The organism is Curtobacterium pusillum (genome assembly GCF_007680845.1).
GTDB classification, from domain to species: Bacteria; Actinomycetota; Actinomycetes; order Actinomycetales; family Microbacteriaceae; genus Curtobacterium; species Curtobacterium pusillum_B.
This window is the reverse complement of the sequence record NZ_VEIY01000003.1, coordinates 268,551-290,672: the sequence shown is the minus strand read 5'-3', so window position 1 is coordinate 290,672 and position 22,122 is coordinate 268,551. Positions and strand designations below refer to the sequence as shown.

General features: G+C 70.9%; 20 protein-coding genes. 17 read left to right on the top strand and 3 right to left on the bottom strand.

Features of this window, described 5'->3' with window-relative positions; genetic code table 11:
- Positions 1–13: 13 nt before the first annotated feature.
- The 6 genes from ispG to rbfA all read left to right on the top strand — a co-directional run bounded on the left by ispG (position 14) and on the right by rbfA (position 7,969).
- The gene (gene ispG / locus FS825_RS08985) at positions 14–1,147 is read left to right on the top strand and encodes a flavodoxin-dependent (E)-4-hydroxy-3-methylbut-2-enyl-diphosphate synthase (protein WP_144712547.1); all 1,134 of its coding nucleotides are present in this window, start codon (positions 14–16) and stop codon (positions 1,145–1,147) included.
- Between the two features lie 56 nt (positions 1,148–1,203).
- Entirely contained in the window at positions 1,204–2,955 is a 1,752-nt protein-coding gene (locus FS825_RS08980; RefSeq protein ID WP_144712182.1) for a proline--tRNA ligase, read from the top strand.
- A 156-nt stretch (positions 2,956–3,111) separates the two neighbouring features.
- Positions 3,112–4,107, top strand: coding sequence for a transcription termination factor NusA (nusA, locus tag FS825_RS08975; RefSeq protein ID WP_144712181.1), 996 nt, complete (start codon positions 3,112–3,114; stop codon positions 4,105–4,107).
- 66 nt (positions 4,108–4,173) lie between these two features.
- Complete coding sequence (locus FS825_RS08970; protein ID WP_079236184.1) at positions 4,174–4,488, top strand: YlxR family protein; 315 nt, start codon at positions 4,174–4,176, stop codon at positions 4,486–4,488.
- A gap of 74 nt (positions 4,489–4,562) precedes the next feature.
- The gene (gene infB / locus FS825_RS08965) at positions 4,563–7,424 is read left to right on the top strand and encodes a translation initiation factor IF-2 (protein ID WP_144712180.1); all 2,862 of its coding nucleotides are present in this window, start codon (positions 4,563–4,565) and stop codon (positions 7,422–7,424) included.
- An 89-nt stretch (positions 7,425–7,513) separates the two neighbouring features.
- Positions 7,514–7,969, top strand: coding sequence for a 30S ribosome-binding factor RbfA (rbfA, locus tag FS825_RS08960; protein ID WP_144712179.1), 456 nt, complete (start codon positions 7,514–7,516; stop codon positions 7,967–7,969).
- Here the strand turns inward: rbfA and FS825_RS08955 are convergent.
- Complete coding sequence (locus FS825_RS08955) at positions 7,966–8,856, bottom strand: HhH-GPD family protein (RefSeq protein ID WP_144712178.1); 891 nt, start codon at positions 8,854–8,856, stop codon at positions 7,966–7,968. The two genes, rbfA and FS825_RS08955, sit on opposite strands and share 4 nt — an antisense overlap.
- 79 nt (positions 8,857–8,935) lie before the next feature.
- On the opposite strand from FS825_RS08955, the gene FS825_RS08950 reads away from it, so the two are divergent.
- From FS825_RS08950 to FS825_RS08930, 5 genes are read left to right on the top strand one after another with little or no spacing between them, the layout of a single operon-like run.
- Positions 8,936–9,382 carry a hypothetical protein gene (locus tag FS825_RS08950; protein WP_144712177.1) on the top strand — a complete coding sequence of 149 codons (447 nt, stop codon included), beginning with the start codon at positions 8,936–8,938 and terminating at the stop codon, positions 9,380–9,382.
- Between the two features lie 28 nt (positions 9,383–9,410).
- Positions 9,411–10,349: a tRNA pseudouridine(55) synthase TruB gene (gene truB, locus FS825_RS08945; protein ID WP_144712176.1), complete on the top strand. Its 939-nt coding sequence runs from the start codon at positions 9,411–9,413 to the stop codon at positions 10,347–10,349.
- Positions 10,346–10,711, top strand: a complete 366-nt coding sequence (locus FS825_RS08940) for a hypothetical protein (protein WP_144712175.1) — start codon at positions 10,346–10,348, stop codon at positions 10,709–10,711. The genes truB and FS825_RS08940 overlap by 4 nt, the downstream gene beginning before the upstream one ends.
- 45 nt (positions 10,712–10,756) lie before the next feature.
- A complete protein-coding gene (locus tag FS825_RS08935) occupies positions 10,757–11,200 on the top strand; it encodes a hypothetical protein (protein ID WP_144712174.1) in 444 nt (147 codons plus the stop codon).
- An 8-nt stretch (positions 11,201–11,208) separates the two neighbouring features.
- Positions 11,209–12,171: a bifunctional riboflavin kinase/FAD synthetase gene (locus FS825_RS08930; RefSeq protein WP_144712173.1), complete on the top strand. Its 963-nt coding sequence runs from the start codon at positions 11,209–11,211 to the stop codon at positions 12,169–12,171.
- Between the two features lie 164 nt (positions 12,172–12,335).
- Here the strand turns inward: FS825_RS08930 and FS825_RS08925 are convergent, their stop codons facing one another.
- Positions 12,336–13,568 (bottom strand): DUF349 domain-containing protein, encoded by a 1,233-nt coding sequence (locus tag FS825_RS08925; RefSeq protein ID WP_186377150.1) that lies wholly within the window; start codon positions 13,566–13,568, stop codon positions 12,336–12,338.
- Positions 13,569–13,680: 112 nt separating this feature from the next.
- On the bottom strand, positions 13,681–14,502 hold the full coding sequence (locus FS825_RS08920; protein ID WP_144712172.1) for a peptidylprolyl isomerase: 822 nt from the start codon (positions 14,500–14,502) through the stop codon (positions 13,681–13,683).
- A 129-nt stretch (positions 14,503–14,631) separates the two neighbouring features.
- Here FS825_RS08920 and FS825_RS08915 point away from each other — a divergent pair, with 129 nt between their 5' ends.
- From FS825_RS08915 to mltG, 6 genes are all read left to right on the top strand, one after another.
- A complete protein-coding gene (locus tag FS825_RS08915; RefSeq protein WP_144712543.1) occupies positions 14,632–16,005 on the top strand; it encodes a replication-associated recombination protein A in 1,374 nt (457 codons plus the stop codon).
- A gap of 247 nt (positions 16,006–16,252) precedes the next feature.
- Positions 16,253–16,882, top strand: coding sequence for a 30S ribosomal protein S4 (rpsD, locus tag FS825_RS08910; protein WP_022905490.1), 630 nt, complete (start codon positions 16,253–16,255; stop codon positions 16,880–16,882).
- A gap of 130 nt (positions 16,883–17,012) precedes the next feature.
- A complete protein-coding gene (locus FS825_RS08905) occupies positions 17,013–17,195 on the top strand; it encodes a hypothetical protein (RefSeq protein ID WP_144712171.1) in 183 nt (60 codons plus the stop codon).
- Positions 17,196–17,259: 64 nt separating this feature from the next.
- A complete protein-coding gene (gene alaS, locus FS825_RS08900) occupies positions 17,260–19,917 on the top strand; it encodes an alanine--tRNA ligase (RefSeq protein ID WP_144712170.1) in 2,658 nt (885 codons plus the stop codon).
- A gap of 2 nt (positions 19,918–19,919) precedes the next feature.
- Positions 19,920–20,369 (top strand): Holliday junction resolvase RuvX, encoded by a 450-nt coding sequence (gene ruvX / locus FS825_RS08895; protein WP_144712169.1) that lies wholly within the window; start codon positions 19,920–19,922, stop codon positions 20,367–20,369.
- Between the two features lie 114 nt (positions 20,370–20,483).
- Positions 20,484–22,112, top strand: coding sequence for an endolytic transglycosylase MltG (mltG, locus tag FS825_RS08890; protein ID WP_260981097.1), 1,629 nt, complete (start codon positions 20,484–20,486; stop codon positions 22,110–22,112).
- Positions 22,113–22,122: the final 10 nt, after the last annotated feature.

The window sequence follows — 22,122 nt, the reverse complement described above, 5'->3', positions numbered from 1 at the left end:
AGTGAACCTCGGTCTGCCGAAAGTCCCCGAAACCCTGAGCCCCCGCCGCAAGTCCCGGCAGATCCGGGTCGGCAAGGTCCTCGTGGGCGGTGATGCGCCGGTGTCCGTCCAGTCGATGACGACGACGCCGACGACGAACATCAACGCGACGCTGCAGCAGATCGCGGAGCTCACCGCCTCGGGCTGCGACATCGTGCGCGTGGCCGTGCCGAGCCAGGACGACGCGGACGCGCTGCCGATCATCGCGAAGAAGTCGCAGATCCCGGTGATCGCCGACATCCACTTCCAGCCGAAGTACGTCTTCCAGGCCATCGACGCCGGGTGCGCCGCGGTGCGCGTGAACCCGGGCAACATCCGCAAGTTCGACGACCAGGTCGGCGCCATCGCCCGGGCCGCGAAGGACGCGGGCGTCTCGCTGCGCATCGGCGTGAACGCGGGGTCGCTCGAGCCGAGCCTGCTGCAGAAGTACGGCAAGGCGACGCCGGAGGCGCTCGTCGAGTCCGCCGTGTGGGAAGCCTCGCTGTTCGAGGAGCACGACTTCCACGACTTCAAGATCTCGGTGAAGCACAACGACCCGATCGTCATGGTGAAGGCGTACCGGCAGCTCGCCGCGGCGGGGGACTGGCCGCTGCACCTCGGCGTGACCGAGGCGGGCCCGGAGTTCCAGGGCACCATCAAGAGCGCCACGGCGTTCGGCATCCTGCTCGCCGAGGGCATCGGCGACACCATCCGCGTGTCCCTCTCCGCCCCGCCCGCTCAGGAGGTGAAGGTGGGCCTGCAGATCCTGCAGTCGCTCAACCTCCGCGAGCGGAAGCTCGAGATCGTCTCCTGCCCGAGCTGCGGCCGCGCCCAGGTGGACGTCTACCAGCTCGCGAACGATGTCACGAAGGGGCTCGAGGGCATGACCGTCCCGCTCCGCGTCGCCGTGATGGGCTGCGTCGTGAACGGCCCCGGTGAAGCCCGGGAAGCCGACCTCGGCGTCGCGTCCGGCAACGGCAAGGGGCAGATCTTCGTGAAGGGCAAGGTCATCGCCACCGTGCCCGAGTCGGAGATCGTCGCCACGCTCATCACCGAGGCGAACCGCATCGCCGACGAGATGGGCCCGGCGGCCGCGACCGGCACGGTCCAGGTCGTCACCGCGCCGTAGCCCCGGCTGTCCACAGGGTGCCGCGACCGTCCCACGCGCGCCGCTAGGCTTGGCCCGTGGTCACACGGCTTTCGCATCTGTTCCTCCGTACGCTCCGCGACGACCCCTCCGACGCCGAGGTGACGAGCGCGAAGCTCCTCGTCCGCGCCGGCTACGTCCGTCGCCAGGCCCCGGGCATCTTCGCCTGGCTGCCGCTCGGGCTCCGCGTCCGCGCGCGCATCGAGGGGATCATCCGTGACGAGATGGTGGCCGCCGGTGCGCAGGAGGTCCTCCTGCCCGCGCTCCTGCCGCGCGAGCCGTACGAGGCCACGAACCGCTGGACCGAGTACGGCGACGGCATGTTCCGTCTGCAGGACCGCAAGGGCGCCGACTACCTCCTCGCCCCGACCCACGAAGAGATGTTCGCCCTCCTCGTGAAGGACCTGTACGGCTCGTACAAGGACCTCCCGGTCACGCTGTTCCAGATCCAGGACAAGTACCGCGACGAAGCACGTCCCCGTGCCGGACTCCTGCGCGGCCGCGAGTTCACCATGAAGGACGCGTACTCGTTCGACCTCACCGACGAGGGGCTCGAGCGCAGCTACCAGGTGATGCGCGACGCGTACGAGAAGATCTTCGCCCGACTGGGCCTCGAGTACGTGATCGTCAAGGCGGACGCCGGGGCGATGGGCGGCTCCAAGTCCGAGGAGTTCCTACACCCGATCGGCGTCGGCGAGGACACCTTCGTCCGGAGCGCGAACGGGTACGCCGCCAACGTCGAGGCCTACGTCACCCCGGTCCCCGACGCCCTCCCGATCGACGGCCAGCCGGACGCCGTGCTGTTGCCCGCGTCGGACACCCCCACGATCGACACGCTCGTGGCGCACGCGAACGAGGTCGCCCCGCGCGACGGCGCGCCCTGGACCGCCGCCGACACGCTGAAGAACGTCGTGCTCGCCCTCACCCACCTCGACGGCACGCGCGAGGTCGTGGTCGTCGGGCTCCCCGGTGACCGCGAGGTCGACCTCAAGCGCGCCGAGGTGGCCTTCGCCCCGGCCGAGGTCGAGCCCGCCGGCGACGACGACTTCCGGAAGTACAAGGGCCTCGTGAAGGGCTACATCGGCCCGCAGGTCCTCGGTGCCGACAGCGCGACCGGCATCCGCTACTTCGTCGACCCGCGTGTGGTCGACGGCACGGCCTGGATCACCGGCGCGAACGAACGTGGCGTCCACGTCTCCGGCCTCGTCGCCGGCCGTGACTTCGTGGCGGACGGTGTCGCCGAGGTCTCCGACGTCCGCGCGGGGGACCCGGCACCCGACGGGTCCGGCCCGCTCGAGACCGCGCGCGGCATGGAGATCGGGCACGTCTTCCAGCTCGGCCGCAAGTACGCCGAGGCGCTCGGCCTCAAGGTGCAGGACGAGAACGGCAAGCTCGTCACCGTGACGATGGGCTCGTACGGCATCGGCGTCACGCGCATCCTGGCGATCCTGGCCGAGGCGCACAACGACGAGAAGGGCCTCGCCTGGCCGAAGAACGTCGCACCGTTCGACGTGCAGGTCGTCGCGACCGGTCGGGACCAGGTCGCCTACGAACTGGCGGAGCAGCTCGTCGCGCAGCTCGAGAGCGAGCGCTTCGACGTCGTCTACGACGACCGACCGAAGGTCTCGCCGGGGGTGAAGCTCCGCGACGCCGAGCTCCTCGGCATGCCGATCGTCGTGGTCGCCGGCCGCGGTGCGGCCGACGGCGTGGTGGAGCTGTGGAACCGGGCGAGCGGAGAGCGTCGCGACGTGCCGGTCGCCGAGCTGCTCGACGCGGTGCGCGCGATCTAGACGCACGGACCCCGGACGGGAGGCGCGGTGCCAGCTGGCACCGTCCCTCCCGTCCATCCGTCAGCCGGGTCCGCGACCCGCAGTGCGGTAGTCTGGTCGCCGACTTCCGCGCAGTTCCATCCGCGGGAGCGACTCATCTGAATACGGAGGCCCTCGGTGAAGATCGATCTCGCAGTCCTGCGACTCATGGAGCGTGAGCGGGAGATCCCGTTCGACGAACTCGTCCAGATCATCGAACAGGCCATCCTCACGGCGTACCAGAAGCACCGCACCGAGAACGAGGAAGAGGTCGACGCCCAGACGCGTGTCGAGCTCGACCGCAAGTCGGGCGAGGTCTCGGTCTTCGTCCCCGAGCGCGACGAAGACGGCACCGTGGTCGGCGAAGCCGTCGACCAGCCGAGCGACTTCGGCCGCATCGCCGCGTTCGCCGCGAAGCAGGTCATCAACCAGCGCCTGCGCGACATCGGCGACGACAAGATCCTCGGCGAGTTCCGCGGCAAGGAAGGCGACATCGTCGCGGGCGTGATCCAGCAGGGTCCGAACCCGAAGATGGTGCACGTCGACCTCGGCACGGTGGAAGCGATCCTCCCGCCCGAGGAGCAGGTGCCCGGTGAGGACTACAAGCACGGCTCGCGCATCCGCGTGTACGTGACGAGCGTCGGTCGCGGCGCCAAGGGCCCGCAGATCATCGTCTCGCGCACGCACCCCGGTCTCGTCCGGAAGCTGTTCGCGCTCGAGGTCCCGGAGATCGCGTCCGGTGTCGTCGAGATCACCTCGCTCGCGCGCGAGGCCGGTCACCGCACGAAGATCGCGGTGAAGGCGAACGAGCCCGGCGTGAACGCGAAGGGCGCGTGCATCGGCGAGCTCGGTGCCCGTGTGCGTGCGGTCACGACGGAACTCGGCGCCGAGAAGATCGACATCGTCGACTACTCGTCCGACCTGGCGTCCTTCGTCGCCAGCGCGCTGTCGCCGGCGAAGGTGACGAGCGCGTTCGTGCTCGACGCCTCGACGAAGGCCGTCCGCGCCCTCGTGCCGGACTACCAGCTGTCGCTCGCGATCGGCAAGGAAGGGCAGAACGCCCGCCTCGCCGCGAAGCTCACGGGCGCGCGGATCGACATCCAGCCAGACTCGATCCTCGACGGCGAGGACTGACGGTTTCGCTGCCGGCACGTCCGGTCCGGGCGTGCCGGATCGCGTCGATCCGAGGCAAGGAGTAAGGTGGTCCCCGTCAGAACGTGCATCGGCAGTCGTCGTCGCGCTCCCCGATCCTCCCTCCTCCGTGTCGTCGCCCTGAGCGATGGGCGAGTCGTGGCGGATCCGAAGGCAGTCATGCCGGGCCGGGGGGCATGGCTCACCCCGACCGTCGAAGCCTACGAACTGGCCGTCAAGCGCCGGGCGTTCCGCCGGGCGCTCCGGCTGGATCGCGAACCCGACACGTCCGCAGTGCTCGACCACCTGCACGGCCTCGAAGCCGCGCAGTCGGGCGGACACCAGGACACGACAGAACAGGCTGAACGGCTTATGGACAACTGATGAGCGGCTCGAAATGAGACCCGTCATCCATTGAGTCCTGCCCCTTCACGGGGTGGGACCCGTGAAGGAGAACAGTGGCAAAACCACGCGTACACGAGATCGCATCCGAACTCGGTGTCGACAGCAAGACCGCAATGGAGAAGCTCAAGGAACTCGGCGAATTCGTCAAGGGCCCGAGCTCGTCCGTCGAACCCCCCGTCGCGCGCAAGCTCCGCGCTGCCCTGCAGGCGGACGGCGCTTCGGCGTCGAAGCCCGCGGCCGCCGCGCCGAGCGCCCCCGCAGGGACGGCAGCGCCGAAGTCCGGCGCACCCAAGCCCGGCGGCCCCCGCCCCGGGCCCGCCCGTCCGGCTCCCACCCCGGAACCGACCCCGGAGCCCGCCGCGCAGGCACCCGCTTCCGACGTGCCCACCCCGGCCGCCCCGAAGTCCGTCGCGCAGCGCCAGGCCGAGGCCGAGGCTGCGCGGAAGGCCGCGGCTGCTGAGAAGGCCGCCGCCGAGAAGGCCGCGTCCCAGCAGACCCCGACCGCCGGTGCCCAGCCCGAGTCGAAGGACGACGCCGTCAAGCCCGGCGGCGCCCCGAAGCCGGGTTCCGCAGCCGGCCCGAAGCCGGGTGGCCCGAAGCCGGGCGCACGTCCCGGCAACAACCCCTACGCGTCCAGCCAGGGCATGGGCTCGCGCCCGCCGCGCCCCGGCAACAACCCGTACTCGTCGAACCAGGGCATGGGCCAGCGTCCCGCGGCCGGTGCCGGTGGTGGCAACGGGATCCCGCGTCCGGCTCCGCCGCGTCCGGGTGTCCCGCGTCCCGGCGCTCCGCGTCCGGGTGGTCCCGGTCAGGCGAACCGCGCCCCCGGCTTCGGGCAGCGCCCGGGCCAGGGTGGCGGCCGAGGCGGCCCCGGTGGCCGTCCGGGTGGTGCCGGTGGTGCCGGTGGCGGCTTCCCGCGTCCGGCCTTCAGCGGCCCGCGTCCCGCCGGTGGCGGCGGCCGTGGTCGTGGACCCGGCGGCGGTACCGCTGGTGCCTTCGGTCGCGGTGGCGGCAAGAGCCGTGCCCGCAAGTCGAAGCGGACGAAGCGCGCCGAGTACGAGATGCGGCAGGCGCCGTCGCTCGGCGGTGTGCAGGTCCCGCGCGGCGACGGCAGCACGATCGTCCGTCTCCGTCGCGGTGCGAGCATCTCGGACTTCGCGGACAAGATCGACGCGAGCCCCGGCAACCTGGTGACGGTGCTGTTCCACCTCGGTGAGATGGCGACCGCGACCGAGTCGCTGGACGAGGCCACGTTCGAGGTCCTCGGCGAGGAACTGGGCTACAAGATCCAGATCGTCTCGCCGGAGGACGAGGACAAGGAGCTCCTCGAGGGCTTCGACATCGACCTCGAAGCCGAGCTCGAGGACGAGGACGACGACGTGCTGCAGCAGCGCCCGCCGGTCGTCACCGTCATGGGCCACGTCGACCACGGCAAGACCCGCCTCCTCGACGCGATCCGCAACTCGAAGGTCGTCGAGGGCGAGGCCGGTGGCATCACCCAGCACATCGGTGCCTACCAGATCGTCGCGCAGCACGAGGGCATCGACCGCCCGATCACCTTCATCGACACCCCGGGTCACGAGGCCTTCACGGCCATGCGTGCCCGTGGTGCCCAGGTGACGGACATCGCGATCCTCGTGGTCGCGGCGGACGACGGCATCATGCCCCAGACGATCGAGGCGCTGAACCACGCGCAGTCGGCCGGTGTGCCGATCGTGGTCGCGGTGAACAAGATCGACAAGGAAGGCGCGAACCCGGCCAAGGTCCGCCAGCAGCTCACCGAGTACAACCTGGTGGCTGAGGAGTACGGCGGCGACGTCATGTTCGTCGACGTGTCCGCGCGGCAGAACATCGGCATCCAGGACCTCCTGGACGCCGTGCTGCTCACGGCCGACGCCGGGCTCGACCTGCGTGCGAACCCCGACAAGGACGCCCGCGGTGTGGCGATCGAAGCCCGTCTCGACAAGGGACGCGGTGCGGTCGCGACCGTGCTCATCCAGTCCGGGACGCTGCACGTCGGTGACGCCATCGTGGCGGGGACGGCCTACGGCCGCGTCCGTGCGATGACCGACGAGAACGGTGTGGCGGTCAAGGCCGCGACGCCGAGCCGCCCGGTCCAGGTGCAGGGTCTGTCCTCGGTGCCCCGCGCCGGTGACACGTTCCTCGTCACCGAAGAGGACCGTACGGCCCGTCAGATCGCTGAGAAGCGTGAAGCCGCCGAGCGCAACGCCCAGCTGGCCAAGGCCCGCAAGCGCATCTCGCTCGAGGACTTCACCCGTGCGCTCGAAGAGGGCAAGGTCGACTCGCTCAACCTCATCATCAAGGGTGACGTCTCTGGTGCCGTCGAGGCACTCGAGCAGTCGCTCCTGGACATCGAGGTCGACGACAGCGTCCAGCTCCGCATCCTGCACCGCGGTGTGGGCGCGATCACCGAGTCGGACATCGACCTGGCCACGATCGACAACGCCATCGTCATCGGCTTCAACGTCCGTCCGGACGTCAAGGCCCGTGAACGTGCGGCGCGCGAAGGCATCGACGTGCGCTTCTACTCGGTCATCTACAACGCACTCGAGGACATCGAGCAGTCCCTCAAGGGCATGCTCAAGCCCGAGTACGAAGAGGTCCAGTCGGGTGTCGCCGAGATCCGCGAGGTGTTCCGCTCCTCGAAGTTCGGCAACATCGCCGGTGTCATCGTCCGGTCCGGCACGATCACGCGCAACGCCAAGGCGCGCGTCATCCGCGAAGGCGTGGTGCTCGCCGATGGTCTCGCCATCGAGTCGCTGCGTCGCTTCAAGGACGACGTGACCGAGGTCCGCACGGACTTCGAAGCCGGTATCGGTCTGGGCAAGTTCAACGACATCCAGATCGGCGACGAGATCGAGACCACCGAGCTCGTCGAGAAGCCGCGCGACTAGTCGCTCGGTACCCTGGGCCCCGGCCTCCTTCACGGGAGGCCGGGGCCCTGCCCCGTTCCACGAAGCAGACATCTCCACAGGAGGCACCCATGGCCGATCCGCAGCGCGCCCGCAAGATGGCGGACCGCATCAAGGAAGTCGTCGCACGTCGGCTCGACAAGGGGCTCCGCGACCCCCGGCTTGGCTTCGTGACCATCACCGACGTCCGGGTCACCGGTGACCTGCAGCACGCCTCGGTCTTCTACACGGTGTACGGCACCGACGAGGAGCGCGCCGACTCGGCCGCTGCACTCAAGGCTGCGACCGGCATGCTCCGCTCCGAGGTCGGCAAGAACATCACCGCGCGGCTCACGCCGTCGCTCGAGTTCATCGCCGACGCCCTCCCGGAGACCTCGGCGCACATGGAGGACCTGCTCGTGCAGGCCCAGCTCCGCGACGAGCAGGTCCGGGCCGCCTCGGCCGGAGCGCAGTACGCCGGCGACGCCGACCCGTACAAGCACGACGAGGACGAGGACGACGCCGACGAGGACGAGGCGCGCGCCTAGCCCTCCGGCAGCCGGTAGCCGCTCGCGTCGTCCCCGACGGCCAGTCCGTCGCCCAGGAGCGACGCGAGCGCCCGGTCGCGCTGCTCGGCGTCCGGCCACACCGGCTCGATCTCGTCGCGCGTGACCGGGACGTCGCTCGCGCGGAGCTCGGCCATGATGAGCCCCCGCACCTGCCGGTCACTGCCGGCGAAGCGAGACTGCTTCGGTGCCCGGGGTCCCTCGTGCTCCGGGTACCCGGCGGCACGCCACGCGCACCGGTCGGCGATCGGACACGCGTCGCACGCGGGGGAGCGGGCGACGCACACGAGCGCTCCGAGCTCCATCACGGCGGCGTTCGTCGTGGCGGCCGCGTCGCGCTCCGCCGGCAGCACCGACTCCATGAGCGGGAGGTCCTGCTTCGCCTTCGCCGGACCCGGCTCGCCCCGGCCGAGGACGGCGCGGGCCAACACCCGGCGGACGTTCACATCGACGACGGGGTGCCGGTCCCCGTACGCGAACACCGCGACGGCTCGGGCGGTGTAGTCGCCGATGCCGGGCAGGGCCAGGAGCGCGTCGACGTCCCGCGGCACGACGTTGCCGTGCTGCTCGGCGATCGCCGTCGCCGCCGCGTGCAGCGCGAGCGCGCGTCTCGGGTAGCCGAGCCGGTCCCACGCACGGACCGCGTCGCCGGGAGGTGACGCCGCGAGGTCCGCAGGTGTCGGCCACCGGGTGAGCCACGCCTCCAGTCGGGGCACGACGCGAGCGACCTGCGTCTGCTGCAGCATGATCTCGCTGACCAGCGTCCCCCACGCGGGGAAGCCGGGGCGACGCCACGGGAGGTCGCGAGCCGACTCGCGGAACCAGGCGATCAACGGCGTCGCGATGTCCGGGACGGATCGGTCCTCCACAGCGCTCGCCTCCGTTGGGTCGTCCACGATCGGTCTGGAGGCGCGGCTCGCGTTCACCACGACAGCCTACGGTGGGTGCATGGCACGTTGGGCACCCCAGGAAACGGACACGATGGCCGCGATCGCGGCCGAGGTGATCGCGCAGGTCGGCACGAACCGCACGGTCGTCGGCGTCGACGGACAGGACGGCACCGACCTCGAGCGGGTCGCCGCCGGGCTCGTCGCCGGCTTCGAACAGCACGGCGTCTCCGCGATGGCCGCTGCAGCACCCTCCGGCGACGTCGACGTCCTCCGCGCCGACCTCGTCACGCCGTTCCGCACGACGGGTGCCGGAGCGGGCGTCCTCGTGGTGCACGGGCACGGCACGCTCGCCCCGGGCGCGCGCGGTCTGTGGCGCTGGTCGCTGTGGGTGGAGCAGGAGACCGGGCGGCTCGAGCGCCGGGCGGACGTCAAGATCGCCGCCTCGGCCGTGCTCGACGTCACCGACCCGGACCACCCCCGACGGGAGTGGAACGACGCCTGCTGACCCGCCAGCGCGCTGGTAATCTCGCCTGGTGCTCGAAACCGCGCCCGACGGCATCCTCCTCGTCGACAAGCCGCAGGGGATCTCCAGCCACCGGGTCGTCTCGATCGCCCGACGTCGGCTGGGTCTCAAGAAGGTCGGCCACGCCGGCACCCTCGACCCGATGGCGACGGGGCTGCTGCTCCTCGGCATCGGCCCGTCGACCCGGCTGCTGACCCACCTCGTCGGGCTCGGGAAGACCTACACCGCGACCATCCGGCTCGGTGTGGCGACCGACTCGGACGATGCGGACGGCGCGCCCACGGCCGCCGTGGGCACCGCCGACGCCGACGTGTCGGACGCCGCCGTCGAGGCAGCGGTCGCCGCCCAGCGTGGCGAGATCGCGCAGGTCCCGTCGACGGTGAGCGCGATCAAGGTCGACGGCCGACGCGCGTACGAGCTCGCCCGCAAGGGCGAGGACGTCGTCCTGCAGTCGCGGGTCGTGACCGTCTCCCGCTTCGACGTGACCGGCCGGAACGACCGCGTCGTGTCGGTCGACGGCAGCGACGTGGCCGTGGTCGACCTCGACGTCGTGGTGACGTGTTCGTCGGGCACCTACGTCCGGGCCCTCGCCCGGGACGTCGGCGCAGCGCTCGGCACCGGCGCCCACCTCACCGCCCTCCGTCGGACCGAGGTCGGCCCCTTCCACGTCGACGACGCGATCGACCTCGAGGACGACGGCGTCGACGTCCGCGCGGCGCTGGCGCGTCCGGTCGACGTCGCCCGCACGCTCTTCCCCGCCGTGGCGCTCGACCGTGCCGCGGCGAAGGACCTCGCGGACGGCAAGCGCGTGGCGGCGGACCACCCGGACACCGACGGGCCCGTGGCGGCCGTCGCGACCGAGGGGGACCGCCTCGTCGGTCTCGTCTCGGTCCGACGCGGGCTGCTCCGCGTCATCACCAACTTCCCGACGGCAGGAGCGAACGCGTGATCGAGTGGTTCATGTGGGTCCAGCTCGTGATCGCCGTCGTCGCCGGACTCTTCGCCGTCGTCGTCGGGTTCATCGGCTGGAAGCCGAACGACTACACGGTCGGGTCACTCGTGCTCGTCGAGCTGCTGCTGATCGCCCAGGGCGTCATCTCCCTCGTGCTCCCCGCGGTCGGCAGCCCGCCGGTGGGCAACGCGCTCGAGTTCGGCGTGTACGCCGTCTCGGTGCTCCTCGTCCCGCCGGCGACGATCGTCTGGGCGCTCATCGACCGGACGAAGTGGAGCACGGTCGTCCTCGGCGCCGGCGCGTTCACCGTCGCGGTCATGGTCTACCGGATGTACCAGATCTGGTTCGCGCTGAACTGACCCGTGGCGTCATGGGACGGCTGCGCCGTCGGTAGGATCGGTGCAATGGCGACCAGATCCTCACTCGCGACCGGCATCGGCCGCGTCCTCATCGCCGTCTACGGCATCCTCGCGCTGGCGGCGACCGGACGCAGCGTCGTGCAGATCATCGAGAAGTTCTCGTTCGCACCGTTCGCGTACACGCTGAGCGCCGTCGCGGCGGTGGTCTACATCGTCGCGATGATCGCCCTCATCGTGCCCGGTCGGTCCTGGTACCGGGTGGCGTGCGTCACGATCGGGTTCGAGATGACGGGCGTGCTCGTCATCGGCACGCTCTCCCTGGTCGATCGCCAGCTGTTCCCCGACGACACCATCTGGTCGTACTACGGCCTCGGGTACGCCTTCGCGCCGCTCGTGCTGCCGATCGCGGGCCTCTGGTGGCTCCGCAAGCACCACCGGGCCGCCGTCACCGCCGACACCACCCCGTCCTCCGTTCCGGCCGGCGAGTAGGGACCCACGTGCAGTTCTACGACGACACCGCCGACGTGGCGCAGGGCTTCGGTCCGAGCGCGGTCACGATCGGGAAGTTCGACGGCGTCCACGTCGGGCACCGCGCCGTGATCGCCCACCTCGAGCGCGCGGCGCACGAGGACGGCCTGGTCTCGACCGTGGTGACGTTCGACCGCCACCCCCTCGACGTCATCGATCCGCAACGGGTCCCGCCGGCGCTGACGAGCATCGCCCAGCGGCGCGAGCTGCTCGAGGCCGTCGGGGTCGACGCGACCCTGCTCCTCCGGTTCGACCACGAGCTGCAATCGAAGACCCCCGAAGCGTTCGTGTCCGAGATCCTCGTCGACACCCTGCACGCCCGGCTCGTCTTCGTCGGCAGCGACTTCCGCTTCGGAGCCAAGGGCGCGGGGGACGTCGCCCTCCTCCGGACGCTCGGCGAGCAGCACGGCTTCCGGGTCGAGCTCATCGACGACGTCGACCTCGTCGACGACGTCCGACCCGATGGCGAGCGGCGCGTGTCGTCCACGTGGATCCGTGAGCTCCTCGGCGACGGCCGGGTCGCCGAGGCCGCGCGGCTCCTCGGACGCGAACACGCCGTGCGCAGCGTCGTGGTGCACGGGAACGAACGCGGCCGGGCGATGGGGTACCCGACGGCGAACCTCGACCCGAAGTGCGAAGGCTTCGTCCCGGCCGACGGCGTCTACGCCGCCCGGGTCCTGCACGACGGCACGGTGTACCCGGCCGCCGTGTCGGTCGGCAACAACCCGACGTTCGAAGGGGTCCCGGCGAAGCAGATCGAGGCGCACCTGCTCGACGTGGACATCGACCTGTACGGCGAGACGATCGCCGTGTTGTTCGTGTCCTACGTGCGGGGCATGGTGAAGTTCGAGTCGATGGACGAGCTGGCCGCCCAGATGCGCCAGGACGACCGCGACATCCGGCTGCTGCTCGGGCTGCCCGCCGTCGTCTGAGGCGGTCCGCCCGGTCCGCCCGGCCCGCCCGGTCCGGGCGTTCGCTCCCCGACGGCGCTCGCTCGCGCACGAGAACGCCCCGCGACCGATCAGGTCGCGGGGCGTTCTCGTCAGGGCCGGTCGGTCGGCCGGCCGGCCGGTCGGCGGGTCAGCCGGTCACTTGATCAGCCGCCGAGGGCGTCGAGCCAGATCTTGCGGGCGTCGAGCGCTTCCTGCGCGTCCTTGATCTTGCGGGCGTCACCGGAGGCCTGCGCCTGCGCGAGCTCGGCCTCGAGCTTGCCGATGGCGTCCTCGAGCTGGCTGGCGAGACCGGTCTGCCGGGCCTTGCGCTCCGGGTTGGACTCCTTCCAGTGCGCGTCCTCGAGGCTGCGGACGTGGTCCTCCACGGCGCGCAGGCGGTCCTCGATGCGTCGGACGTCGCCCCGGGGGACCTTGCCGATCTCGTCCCACCGGCGCTGGATGCCCGTGAGCGTCCGGCGTGCCGAGGCCCGGTCGGTCTCCTGGAGCAGCGGTTCCGCTTCGGTCAGCAGCGCCTGCTTCGCCGCGAGGTTCTCGGAGTACTCCTCGTTCTCGGCAGCGGTCTCGGCGTGGCGCTGCTCGAACAGCACGTCGCCGGCGGCCTTGAACCGTGCCCACAGTGCGTCGTCGTGGCGCTTGCCGGCGCGGCCCGCCTGCTTCCAGTCGTCGAGCAGCTCGCGGTACGCGGGGATGGCGTCCGAGCCACGGGGCGCGAGCGCCTCGGCCTGCTGCACGAGCTCCTGCTTGCGGTTGCGGGCGTCGCGGTGCTGCGAGTCGAGCTCGGAGTAGAACGCGCGCCGGTGCTGGTCCACCGTCGATCGCGCTGCACGGAAGCGCTTCCAGAGCTCGTTCGCCTCGTTCTTGGGGATGCGCGGGCCGTCGTGCTGGTGCGCCTGCCACCGGGCGAAGACGTCGTCGAGCTGCGCGGTGATCTGCTTCCACTGCGCGCGGGCCGGGTCGACCGCTGCCAGGGCCTCGGCTTCCTCGACCAGGGCCGTCCGGTGCGCGAGCGCTTCCGCGAGGGCGACCTGCGCCTGCTCCGCCTGTTCCTTGGTGAGCGAGCCGAGCTGCTCGGAGAGCGCTCCGACACGGGTCTCGAGCGCCTTCAGGTCGCCCACGACGCGGGCGTCGGCCACGAGGGCCTGCAGGTGCTCGACCGTCCGGGCGACGTCGTTCGCCGAGGCGCCGCGCTGGACGCGCTGCTCGGCGATCTTCACCTGCCCCTCGAGGTCGGCGTACTTCCGCGCGAAGTAGGCGAGGGCTTCGTCGGGCGTCGCGTCCGGGTACTCGCCGACGGCCTTCTCGCCGTCGTCGTACCGGACGTACACGGTCCCGTTCTCGTCGACCCGCCCCCAGGTCGTTGCTTCGTCAGATCCCACAGGTCTCGCCTCGATCGTGGTCGTGCATCACCGACGTCGCCGTCGGCACGGTCAGGTCGTCAGCCTATTGCACGGACCGGCTCCGCGGCCCGACCAGCCCTTGGCCTGTGGACTACTTCTCCTCGGCGATGGTCGCGTCGGTGATCTTCGTCGCCACCTTCGGCTCGCCGGTGCCGTCGCTGCCGGCCGACGAGATGCCCTTCGACGTGATCTTCGACACGAGTTCGTCGAGCCCGCTCGTGACCTTCCCGACCACGGTGTAGCCGCCCGTCGAGCCGTCCAGCGTGGTGTCGCCGTAGACGATGAAGAACTGGGTGGACTGCGAGTACGCCGACGAGCCGCGGGCGATCGCGATCGTGCCCTTGGTGTACTCGCCGTCGCTCGGCACGTTCTCGAGCGGGCCGTACTCGAACCCGGCGTCGCCGGTGCCGTCGCCGTTGGCGGAGCCGCACTGCAGGAACTGGAACCCGTCGCTGTCGGCGAGGCGGTGGCACGTGGTGCCGTCGTAGAACTGCTCCTGGATCAGCTTGATCTCGACGCTCGCGGCCTGCGGGGCCTTCGCGCCGTCGAGCTCGATGCCGAGCTTGACGTCCTTGTTCAGCGTGAGGGACCCGGTCCAGGTGGCGCCCTTCGCGATCGACTTGCTCGGCACGTCACCGGTGTTCGCCGCCGTGGCACTGGCCGACGGGGTCGGCGTGGCGCTGGCGCTGGCGCTGGCACTCGCGCTGGCCTTCGTCTCCGAGCCGTGCGAGCCGGCGAACGCGAGCTGCGAACCGGTCGCGAGCGCCGCGACCAGGACGAGCACCCCGACCCCGACCAGGTCGTCCCGACGACGACGGCGTCGCTGCCGGTCGTGCAGACCCTGTCGCGCCTTGTAGAGACGGAGACGCTCGCGCGCCTCCCGGTTGTCACGCGCCTGGTTCTTGGGTGCCACGGTGCTGGTCGTCCCTCTCGTCGAGTGTGCGACGAGCGTACTGTAACCGCCACGGTCGCCGCCCTGGAGGCACGCCCGACGTCGGTGGGTCGGCCTACGATTGGTCGCATGGCAGCGGACCGTTCGGGCATGCGCGCGCCCACCACCGGTGGTCGCGCCGGACTCGCGCAGGGTTCCGTCCCGCTCGCCGTCCGGATGCGACCCACCAGCCTCGACGAGGTCGCCGGTCAGCAGCACCTGCTCGGGCGCGGCAGTCCGCTCGTGCAGCTCGCCACCGGCACGCGGGAGAACCCCGGTGGCGTGTCGGTCATCCTCTGGGGCCCGCCCGGCACGGGGAAGACCACGTTGGCGCAGGCGATCGCGCGGCAGTCCGGCCGCGAGTTCGTCGAACTCTCCGCGGTGACCGCCGGCGTGAAGGACGTGCGCGAGGTCATGGAGAAGGCCCTCACCCACCGGGACCTCTACGGCTCGACGACGGTCCTGTTCCTCGACGAGATCCACCGGTTCAGCAAGGCGCAGCAGGACGCCCTGCTCCCCGGCGTCGAGAACGGTTGGGTGATCCTCATCGCGGCCACCACCGAGAACCCCTCGTTCTCGGTGATCTCCCCGCTGCTCTCCCGGTCGCTGCTCCTCACGCTGCAACCGCTCACCGACGCCGACCTCGGCATGCTCGTCGACCGTGCGGTCGAGGACCCGCGCGGCCTCGGTGGCTCGGTCGTGCTCGGGGACGAAGCCCGGAGCGCGATCGTGCGGCTGTCCTCGGGCGACGCCCGACGCGCCCTCACCGCACTCGAAGCCGCGGCGTCCTCGGCCGTCGCCGCACAGGACGACCCCGACGACGACTCGCTCGACGGCGTGGACACCGTCCCCGTCATCGACGCGGACACCGTCGCGGCCGCCGTCGACCGTGCCCTCCTGCGGTACGACCGGCAGGGCGACGAGCACTACGACGTCATCAGCGCCTTCATCAAGTCCGTGCGGGGGAGCGACGTCGACGCCGCGCTCCACTACCTGGCACGGATGATCGAAGCCGGCGAAGACCCGCGCTTCATCGCCAGGCGGATCATCATCTCCGCGTCGGAGGACATCGGCATGGCCGACCCGCAGGCGTTGCCGATCGCGGTCGCAGCGGCCCAGGCCGTCCAGCTCATCGGCATGCCCGAGGGCCGCATCCCGTTGGCCGAGGCCGTGGTCTACCTCGCGACCGCGCCGAAGTCGAACGCCGCGTACAACGGGGTGAACGCGGCGATCGCCGACGTCAAGGCCGGCCGGCTCGGGGTCGTCCCGATGCACCTCCGCGACGCGCACTACCCCGGGGCGAAGCGACTCGGGCACGGCAAGGGCTACGTCTACTCGCACGACGCCGAGCACGGCGTGGCCGAGCAGCAGTACCTCCCGGACGCCCTCGACGGCACCGAGTACTACACCCCGACGACGAACGGCTACGAGCGCGAGGTCGGTCCGCGACTCGAACGACTCCGGAAGATCACGCGCGGCGAGTGACGCGGGTGGTTCACCTGGCGTCCCGATGCTGCTATCGTTGACGGGCCTACGTCCTGGTCCTCGCGCGCGGCTGCGTCGAGGACAGAGTGCCACAGCAGTGGTACGGGGGCAGAGGTTCGGACTGTAGCCGTCCGATCCCACAGGCTCATCCCTCTGGATCCCTTCGTCGGGACCGACCGTGTCCGCTCGCAGAGCGTCCGCGTCCGGTGCCCGTCGAGTGCCCAGTTCAGACAGAGAAAAGGACCCTGTGTCTACCAAGTCACGCACCCGCAGCAAGACCCGCCTCTCGCGCGCGCTCGGCATCCCGCTGACGCCGAAGGCGGCCCGTTACCTCGAGAAGCGCCCCTACGGCCCCGGTGAGCACGGCCGCACCCGCCGTCGTGCGGACAGCGACTACGCCGTCCGCCTCCGTGAGAAGCAGCGTCTGCGCGCCCAGTACGGCATCCGCGAGAAGCAGCTCCGCATCGTCTTCGAAGAGGCCCGCAAGACGAAGGGCCTGACCGGTGAGAACCTGGTCGAGCTCCTCGAGCAGCGCCTCGACGCCCTCGTGCTCCGTGCCGGCTTCGCCCGCACCACCGCGCAGGCCCGTCAGCTGATCGTGCACCGCCACATCCTCGTGGACGGCAAGCTCGTCGACCGTCCTTCCTTCCGCGTCAAGGAGGGCCAGCTCATCCACGTGAAGCAGCGCTCCGAGTCGCTCGAGCCCTTCCAGGTCGCCGCAGCCGGTGGCCACCAGGAAGTCCTCCCGAAGGTCCCGGGCTACCTCGAGGTCGAGATCGACAAGCTCCAGGCCCGCCTGGCCCGTCGCCCGAAGCGCGCCGAGGTCCCCGTGACCTGTGAAGTGCAGCTCGTCGTCGAGTACTACGCAGCTCGCTGATCTCCTGATCACCCCCGACCGGCGGGTCGCCCTCTCCACAGGGCGGCCCGCCGTTCGGCGTTCCGGCCCGGCACCGACAGTAGGATCGTCTGGGCACGCACCCGCTCGCGTGCACTGAGGGAGGGGCACCGTGAAGCAGCTGTTCTTCGTCGCCGTCGGCGTCGTCATCGGGTTCGCCGTCGCGCACCGGGTCGCGAACAGCCCCGGTGGCGCTCGGTTCTTCGCCGACGTGAACGCTCGCACGAAGGCCTTCACCGGTGCCGTCGCCGACGGCTACCGCTCCCGCGAAGCAGAGCTCCGCACCGACGTCTGACGCGTCCTCGCCGTCCCGACCGAGCCGATGCACCCCATCAGCCAGACCTGAAACAGGAAGCACCATGCAGACCGCAGAGATCCGCCGCCGTTGGCTCCAGTTCTTCGGTGACCGCGGCCACACCGTCGTCCCGTCCGCCTCGCTCGTGTCGGACGACCCGTCGTTGCTGTTCACGGTCGCCGGCATGGTGCCGTTCATCCCGTACCTCACCGGGCTGGTGCCGGCGCCGTACCCGCGCGCGACGAGCGTGCAGAAGTGCATCCGCACGAACGACATCGAAGAGGTCGGCAAGACCCCGCGGCACGGCACGTTCTTCCAGATGAACGGCAACTTCTCGTTCGGCGACTACTTCAAGGAACAGGCGATCCAGTACGCCTGGGAGTTTCTGACCAAGCCCGAGGCGGACGGCGGCCTCGGCTTCTCGGCGGACGACCTGTGGGTGACCGTCTACGAAGAGGACGACGAGGCGATCGCGTTCTGGAAGCAGCACTCCTCCCTGCCCGAGGAACGCATCCAGCGGCTCGGCAAGGACACCAACTACTGGTCGACCGGTCAGCCGGGTCCGGCGGGCCCCTGCTCGGAGATCTTCTTCGACCGCGGTCCCGAGTACGGCATCGACGGCGGCCCGGCCACCGACGACGACCGCTACGTCGAGATCTGGAACCTCGTGTTCATGCAGTACCAGATCGCGGACGTGCGCTCGAAGTACGACTTCGAGATCACCGGCGAGCTGCCGAACAAGAACATCGACACCGGCATGGGGCTCGAGCGGGTCGCCTTCATCAAGCAGGGCGTCGACAACATGTACGAGATCGACCAGGTCCGCCCGGTCCTCGACCGCGCCGCCGAGATCTCCGGCCGCCGGTACGGCGCCGTCCACGAGGACGACGTCCGGATGCGCGTCATCGCGGACCACGTCCGCTCGGCGCTCATGCTCATCGCCGACGGCGTCTCCCCGTCGAACGAAGGCCGGGGCTACATCCTCCGACGGCTGCTCCGTCGCACCGTCCGGGCGATGCGTCTGCTCGGCGTCGACGGCGCGACGTTCCCGCAGCTGTTCCCCGCGTCCCGCGACGCCATGCGGGAGGCCTACCCGGAGGTCGCGTCCGACTACGACCGGATCGCCCGGATCGCCTACGCCGAGGAAGAGACCTTCCTCCGCACCCTCGCGCAGGGCACGACCATCCTCGACGTCGCGGTCGAGCGTGCGAAGCAGGACGGCGCGCCCTCGATCGGCGGCGACACGGCGTTCCTGCTGCACGACACCTTCGGCTTCCCCATCGACCTCACGATGGAGATGGCGGAGGAAGCCGGCGTGCAGGTCGACCGCTCCGCGTTCGAGACCCTCATGTCCGAGCAGCGTGCCCGCGCGAAGGCGGACGCCAAGAGCAAGAAGACGGCCCTCGCCGACCTCAGCGTCTACAGCGCCTTCCGCGCGAAGGGCGAGACGGTCTTCCTCGGCTACGACGCGCTCGAGGCCGAGACGAACGTCCTCGGCATCATCGTCGGCGGCGTGAGCGTCGACCGTGCCGTCGCGGGCGACATCGCGGAGGTCATCCTCGGCGAGACCTCGCTCTACGCGGAGTCCGGTGGGCAGGACGCCGACCAGGGCTCGATCATCGGCAACGGCTTCGACCTCGAGGTCCTCGACGTGCAGCGGCCCGTCGCCGGGCTCTGGAGCCACACGGTCCAGGTCCGGTCCGGCGAGGTCGGGGTCGGCGCGCCCGCGACGACCGTGGTGGACGCCGAGTACCGCCGCGGCGCGACCCAGGCGCACTCCGCCACGCACCTCGTGAACGCGGCGCTCCGCGACATCCTCGGTCCCGAGGCGCTCCAGGCCGGGTCGTACAACAAGTCCGGCTACATGCGCCTCGACTTCTCGTGGTCGCAGCCGGTGTCGCTCGAGACCCGCTCCGAGATCGAGGACGTCGTGAACACCGCCATCCGCTCCGACCTCGAGGTCTCGACCCGGGTGCTCCCGCTGGACGAGGCGAAGGCCCTCGGTGCCCAGGCGCTCTTCGGCGAGAAGTACGGTTCCGAGGTCCGCATGGTGGACATCGGCGGCCCCTGGTCCCGCGAGCTCTGCGGTGGCACGCACGTCGCGTCCAGCGCGCAGGTCGGCCTCGTCAACCTCGTCGGCGAGTCGAGCGTCGGCTCGACCAACCGTCGTGTCGAGGCACTCGTCGGGATCGACGGGTTCCGCGACCTCGCCGTCGAGCGGACCATCGTGTCGCAGCTGTCGAGCGCACTGAAGGCGCCGCGGGCCGAGCTCCCGACCCGGGTGCAGTCCCTGATGGAGGACCTCCGGACCGCGCAGAAGCGGATCGCCGAGTTCGAGTCCGCGAACCTCCAGCAGCGCGTGCCGACGATCGCCCGCCAGGCGAGGACCATCGGCGCGACGACCGTGGTGGCCGAGACCGTCCAGGGGCTGCAGTCCGGCGACGACCTGCGAGCCCTCGCGACCGGCGTCCGGACCCAGCTCGGCGACGGGGCGGCCGTCGTGGTGCTCGGCGCGGTCATCAACGACAAGCCCGTGGTCATCGTCGCGACGAACGACGCCGCGCGCGGCGCCGGGGTGCAGGCGGGTCCCCTCGCGAAGGAGGCGGCCGGCGTCCTCGGCGGCGGTGGCGGCGGCAAGCCGGATCTCGCGCAGGGCGGTGGCACCGACGCCTCGGCGCTGCCGGCCGCGCTCCGTGCGGTGACCGACCGGCTCGCGGCCTGACCGTGGCGGTCCGATCCGGGCGCCGGCTCGGCGTCGACGTCGGCCGGGCCCGGATCGGTGTGGCGGTGTGCGACCGCGACGGCCTCCTCGCCACGCCGGTCGAGACGGTCCCGCGTCGGGACGGCGACGACGTCCGGCGGATCGCGGCGATCGCCGACGAGTACGACGTCCTCGAGATCGTCGTCGGGCTGCCCCTGTCGATGTCCGGCGGGGACACCCCGTCGACCGCCGACGCGCGCGCCTTCGCCGAGCTGCTCGCCGAGCACCGACCGGTCCGGCTCGTCGACGAACGGCTCTCCACGGTCACGGCGCAGCGAGGCCTGCACCAGGCGGGGAAGAACACGAAGAAGTCCCGCGCCGTGATCGACCAAGCGGCCGCTGTTATCATTCTGCAACACGCGCTCGACCACGAGCGTGCGTCCGGCGCCCCACCGGGGGCCACGCTTCCCTGACAGTGCTCGTACAGAACAGTGCTCCCACAGAGCTGTGCACGCACCACCGCGGCTGCCACACGGTCGCCAGCACCGTAGCCCAGGCGGAGTTCCCGACCGAGAGACCGAGGACCGTTGGCAGACGACCTGGACTGGAACGCGATCATCGCGCCCGGCAACGACGCCGAGCGTCGGAACACGACTTCCGACGGCACGGCCACCCCCGATGCGCGTGGCGGCGCGATCGACCCGCGGGACGCCCAGAGCACCGCGGGGCGGCCGATGTCCCGTCGCGAGGCCCGAGCCGCACGCGAAGCAGCAGCCGCCCGTGAAGCGGCAGCCGCCCCTGCCGCGGCAGACGCCGCCGGACCGTCAGCAGTCGGACGTGACGCGGACGCCACGGCCCCGCGCGCCTCGGCGGACCTGCCGATCGCGACCGCTCCCGAGGACCTCCACCCCGAGGTGCACGCGCTCCTGACCGGCGAACTGCGCGTCGACGACGACGCCCGTGCCGCGGCGGCATCCGGCGCCGGGGCGGGCACCGCCCCGCACGACGCGGGTGTCCGGTCGGCGGACGACGCGACCGGTCGCGGACACGGTGCGGACGGCACTGGAGGCGCGGGAGACGGCGGACGCGGCGGGCGCGGTGGACGCGGGGGAGCCTCCAGACCGCCCCGCGAGCCGCGCGGACCGCGACAGAAGCGTCGACGCGGCCCGCTCATCGCGGGGATCGTCATCGTCGCGGTGGTGCTCGCGGTCGGGGTCTCGGCGTACACGTTCGCCGCCCCGAAGGTCCAGCAGCTCGTGTCGGCGATCAGCGGCTCGCAGGAGCCCGACGACTACTCGGGCAGCGGGACGAGCAAGGTGACGATCACGATCAAGCAGGGCGACATCGGCGAGGACGTCGCGAAGACCCTGCAGCGCAGCGGCGTCGTGAAGGACTCGAAGGTCTTCTACAAGCTCCTGCTCGCGTCGCCCGACGTCCAGTTCCAGCCGGGCTCGTACTCGCTCAAGAAGAAGATGAGCTCCAAGTCCGCCCTCGCGGCGCTGCAGGACAAGGACAACCGCGTCCAGGCGTCGATCGTCATCCCGGAGGGGACGGCGCTCAAGGACATCGAAGCCGGCATGGTCTCGAAGGCCGGACTGACCGCGGCCGAGGTCTCCGCGGCGGCGAAGGACCTCTCCGCCTACGGGCTGCCGTCGAACGCCACCACGCTCGAGGGCTGGCTCTTCCCCGCGACGTACCCGATCAACCCCGGGTGGACCGCGACGCAGTACTTCAAGTCGATGGTGGACACGATGAAGGAGCACCTCGCCGCGGCGGGTGTCGCCGAAGCGGACCAGGAGCACGTGATCGTCTTCGCGTCGCTCGTGCAGAAGGAAGCCGGTCTCGCCGCCGACTACCCGAAGGTGGCGCGGGTGTTCCAGAACCGTCTCGACAAGGGCATGAAGCTGCAGTCGGACGCCACCGTGGCGTACGGGACGGGCAACACGCACACCGTGACCACGACCGACGCCGAGCGCGCGGACGCGTCGAACAAGTACAACACCTACGTGCACGACGGGCTGCCGCCGGCACCGATCTCGAACCCGGGTGACATCGCGATCAACGCGGTGACGAAGATGGCGACGGGCAACTGGGAGTACTTCGTGACGGTGAACCTGCAGACCGGCGAGACGGTGTTCTCGGACACGTACGCCCAGCACCTGGTGGCGGTCAAGCAGTTCCAGGCGTGGCTGCGCGCGCACCCCGACTACCAGTAGTCGGGCGCGC

Excerpts from the sequence above, each read along its gene's own strand:
- rbfA (WP_144712179.1), top strand. The coding sequence starts at position 7,514 with ATGGCCGATCCGCAGCGCGCCCGCAAGATGGCGGACCGCATCAAGGAA.
- FS825_RS08950 (WP_144712177.1), top strand. The coding sequence starts at position 8,936 with ATGGCACGTTGGGCACCCCAGGAAACGGACACGATGGCCGCGATCGCG.
- FS825_RS08935 (WP_144712174.1), top strand. The coding sequence starts at position 10,757 with ATGGCGACCAGATCCTCACTCGCGACCGGCATCGGCCGCGTCCTCATC.
- FS825_RS08915 (WP_144712543.1), top strand. The coding sequence starts at position 14,632 with ATGCGCGCGCCCACCACCGGTGGTCGCGCCGGACTCGCGCAGGGTTCC.
- alaS (WP_144712170.1), top strand. The coding sequence starts at position 17,260 with ATGCAGACCGCAGAGATCCGCCGCCGTTGGCTCCAGTTCTTCGGTGAC.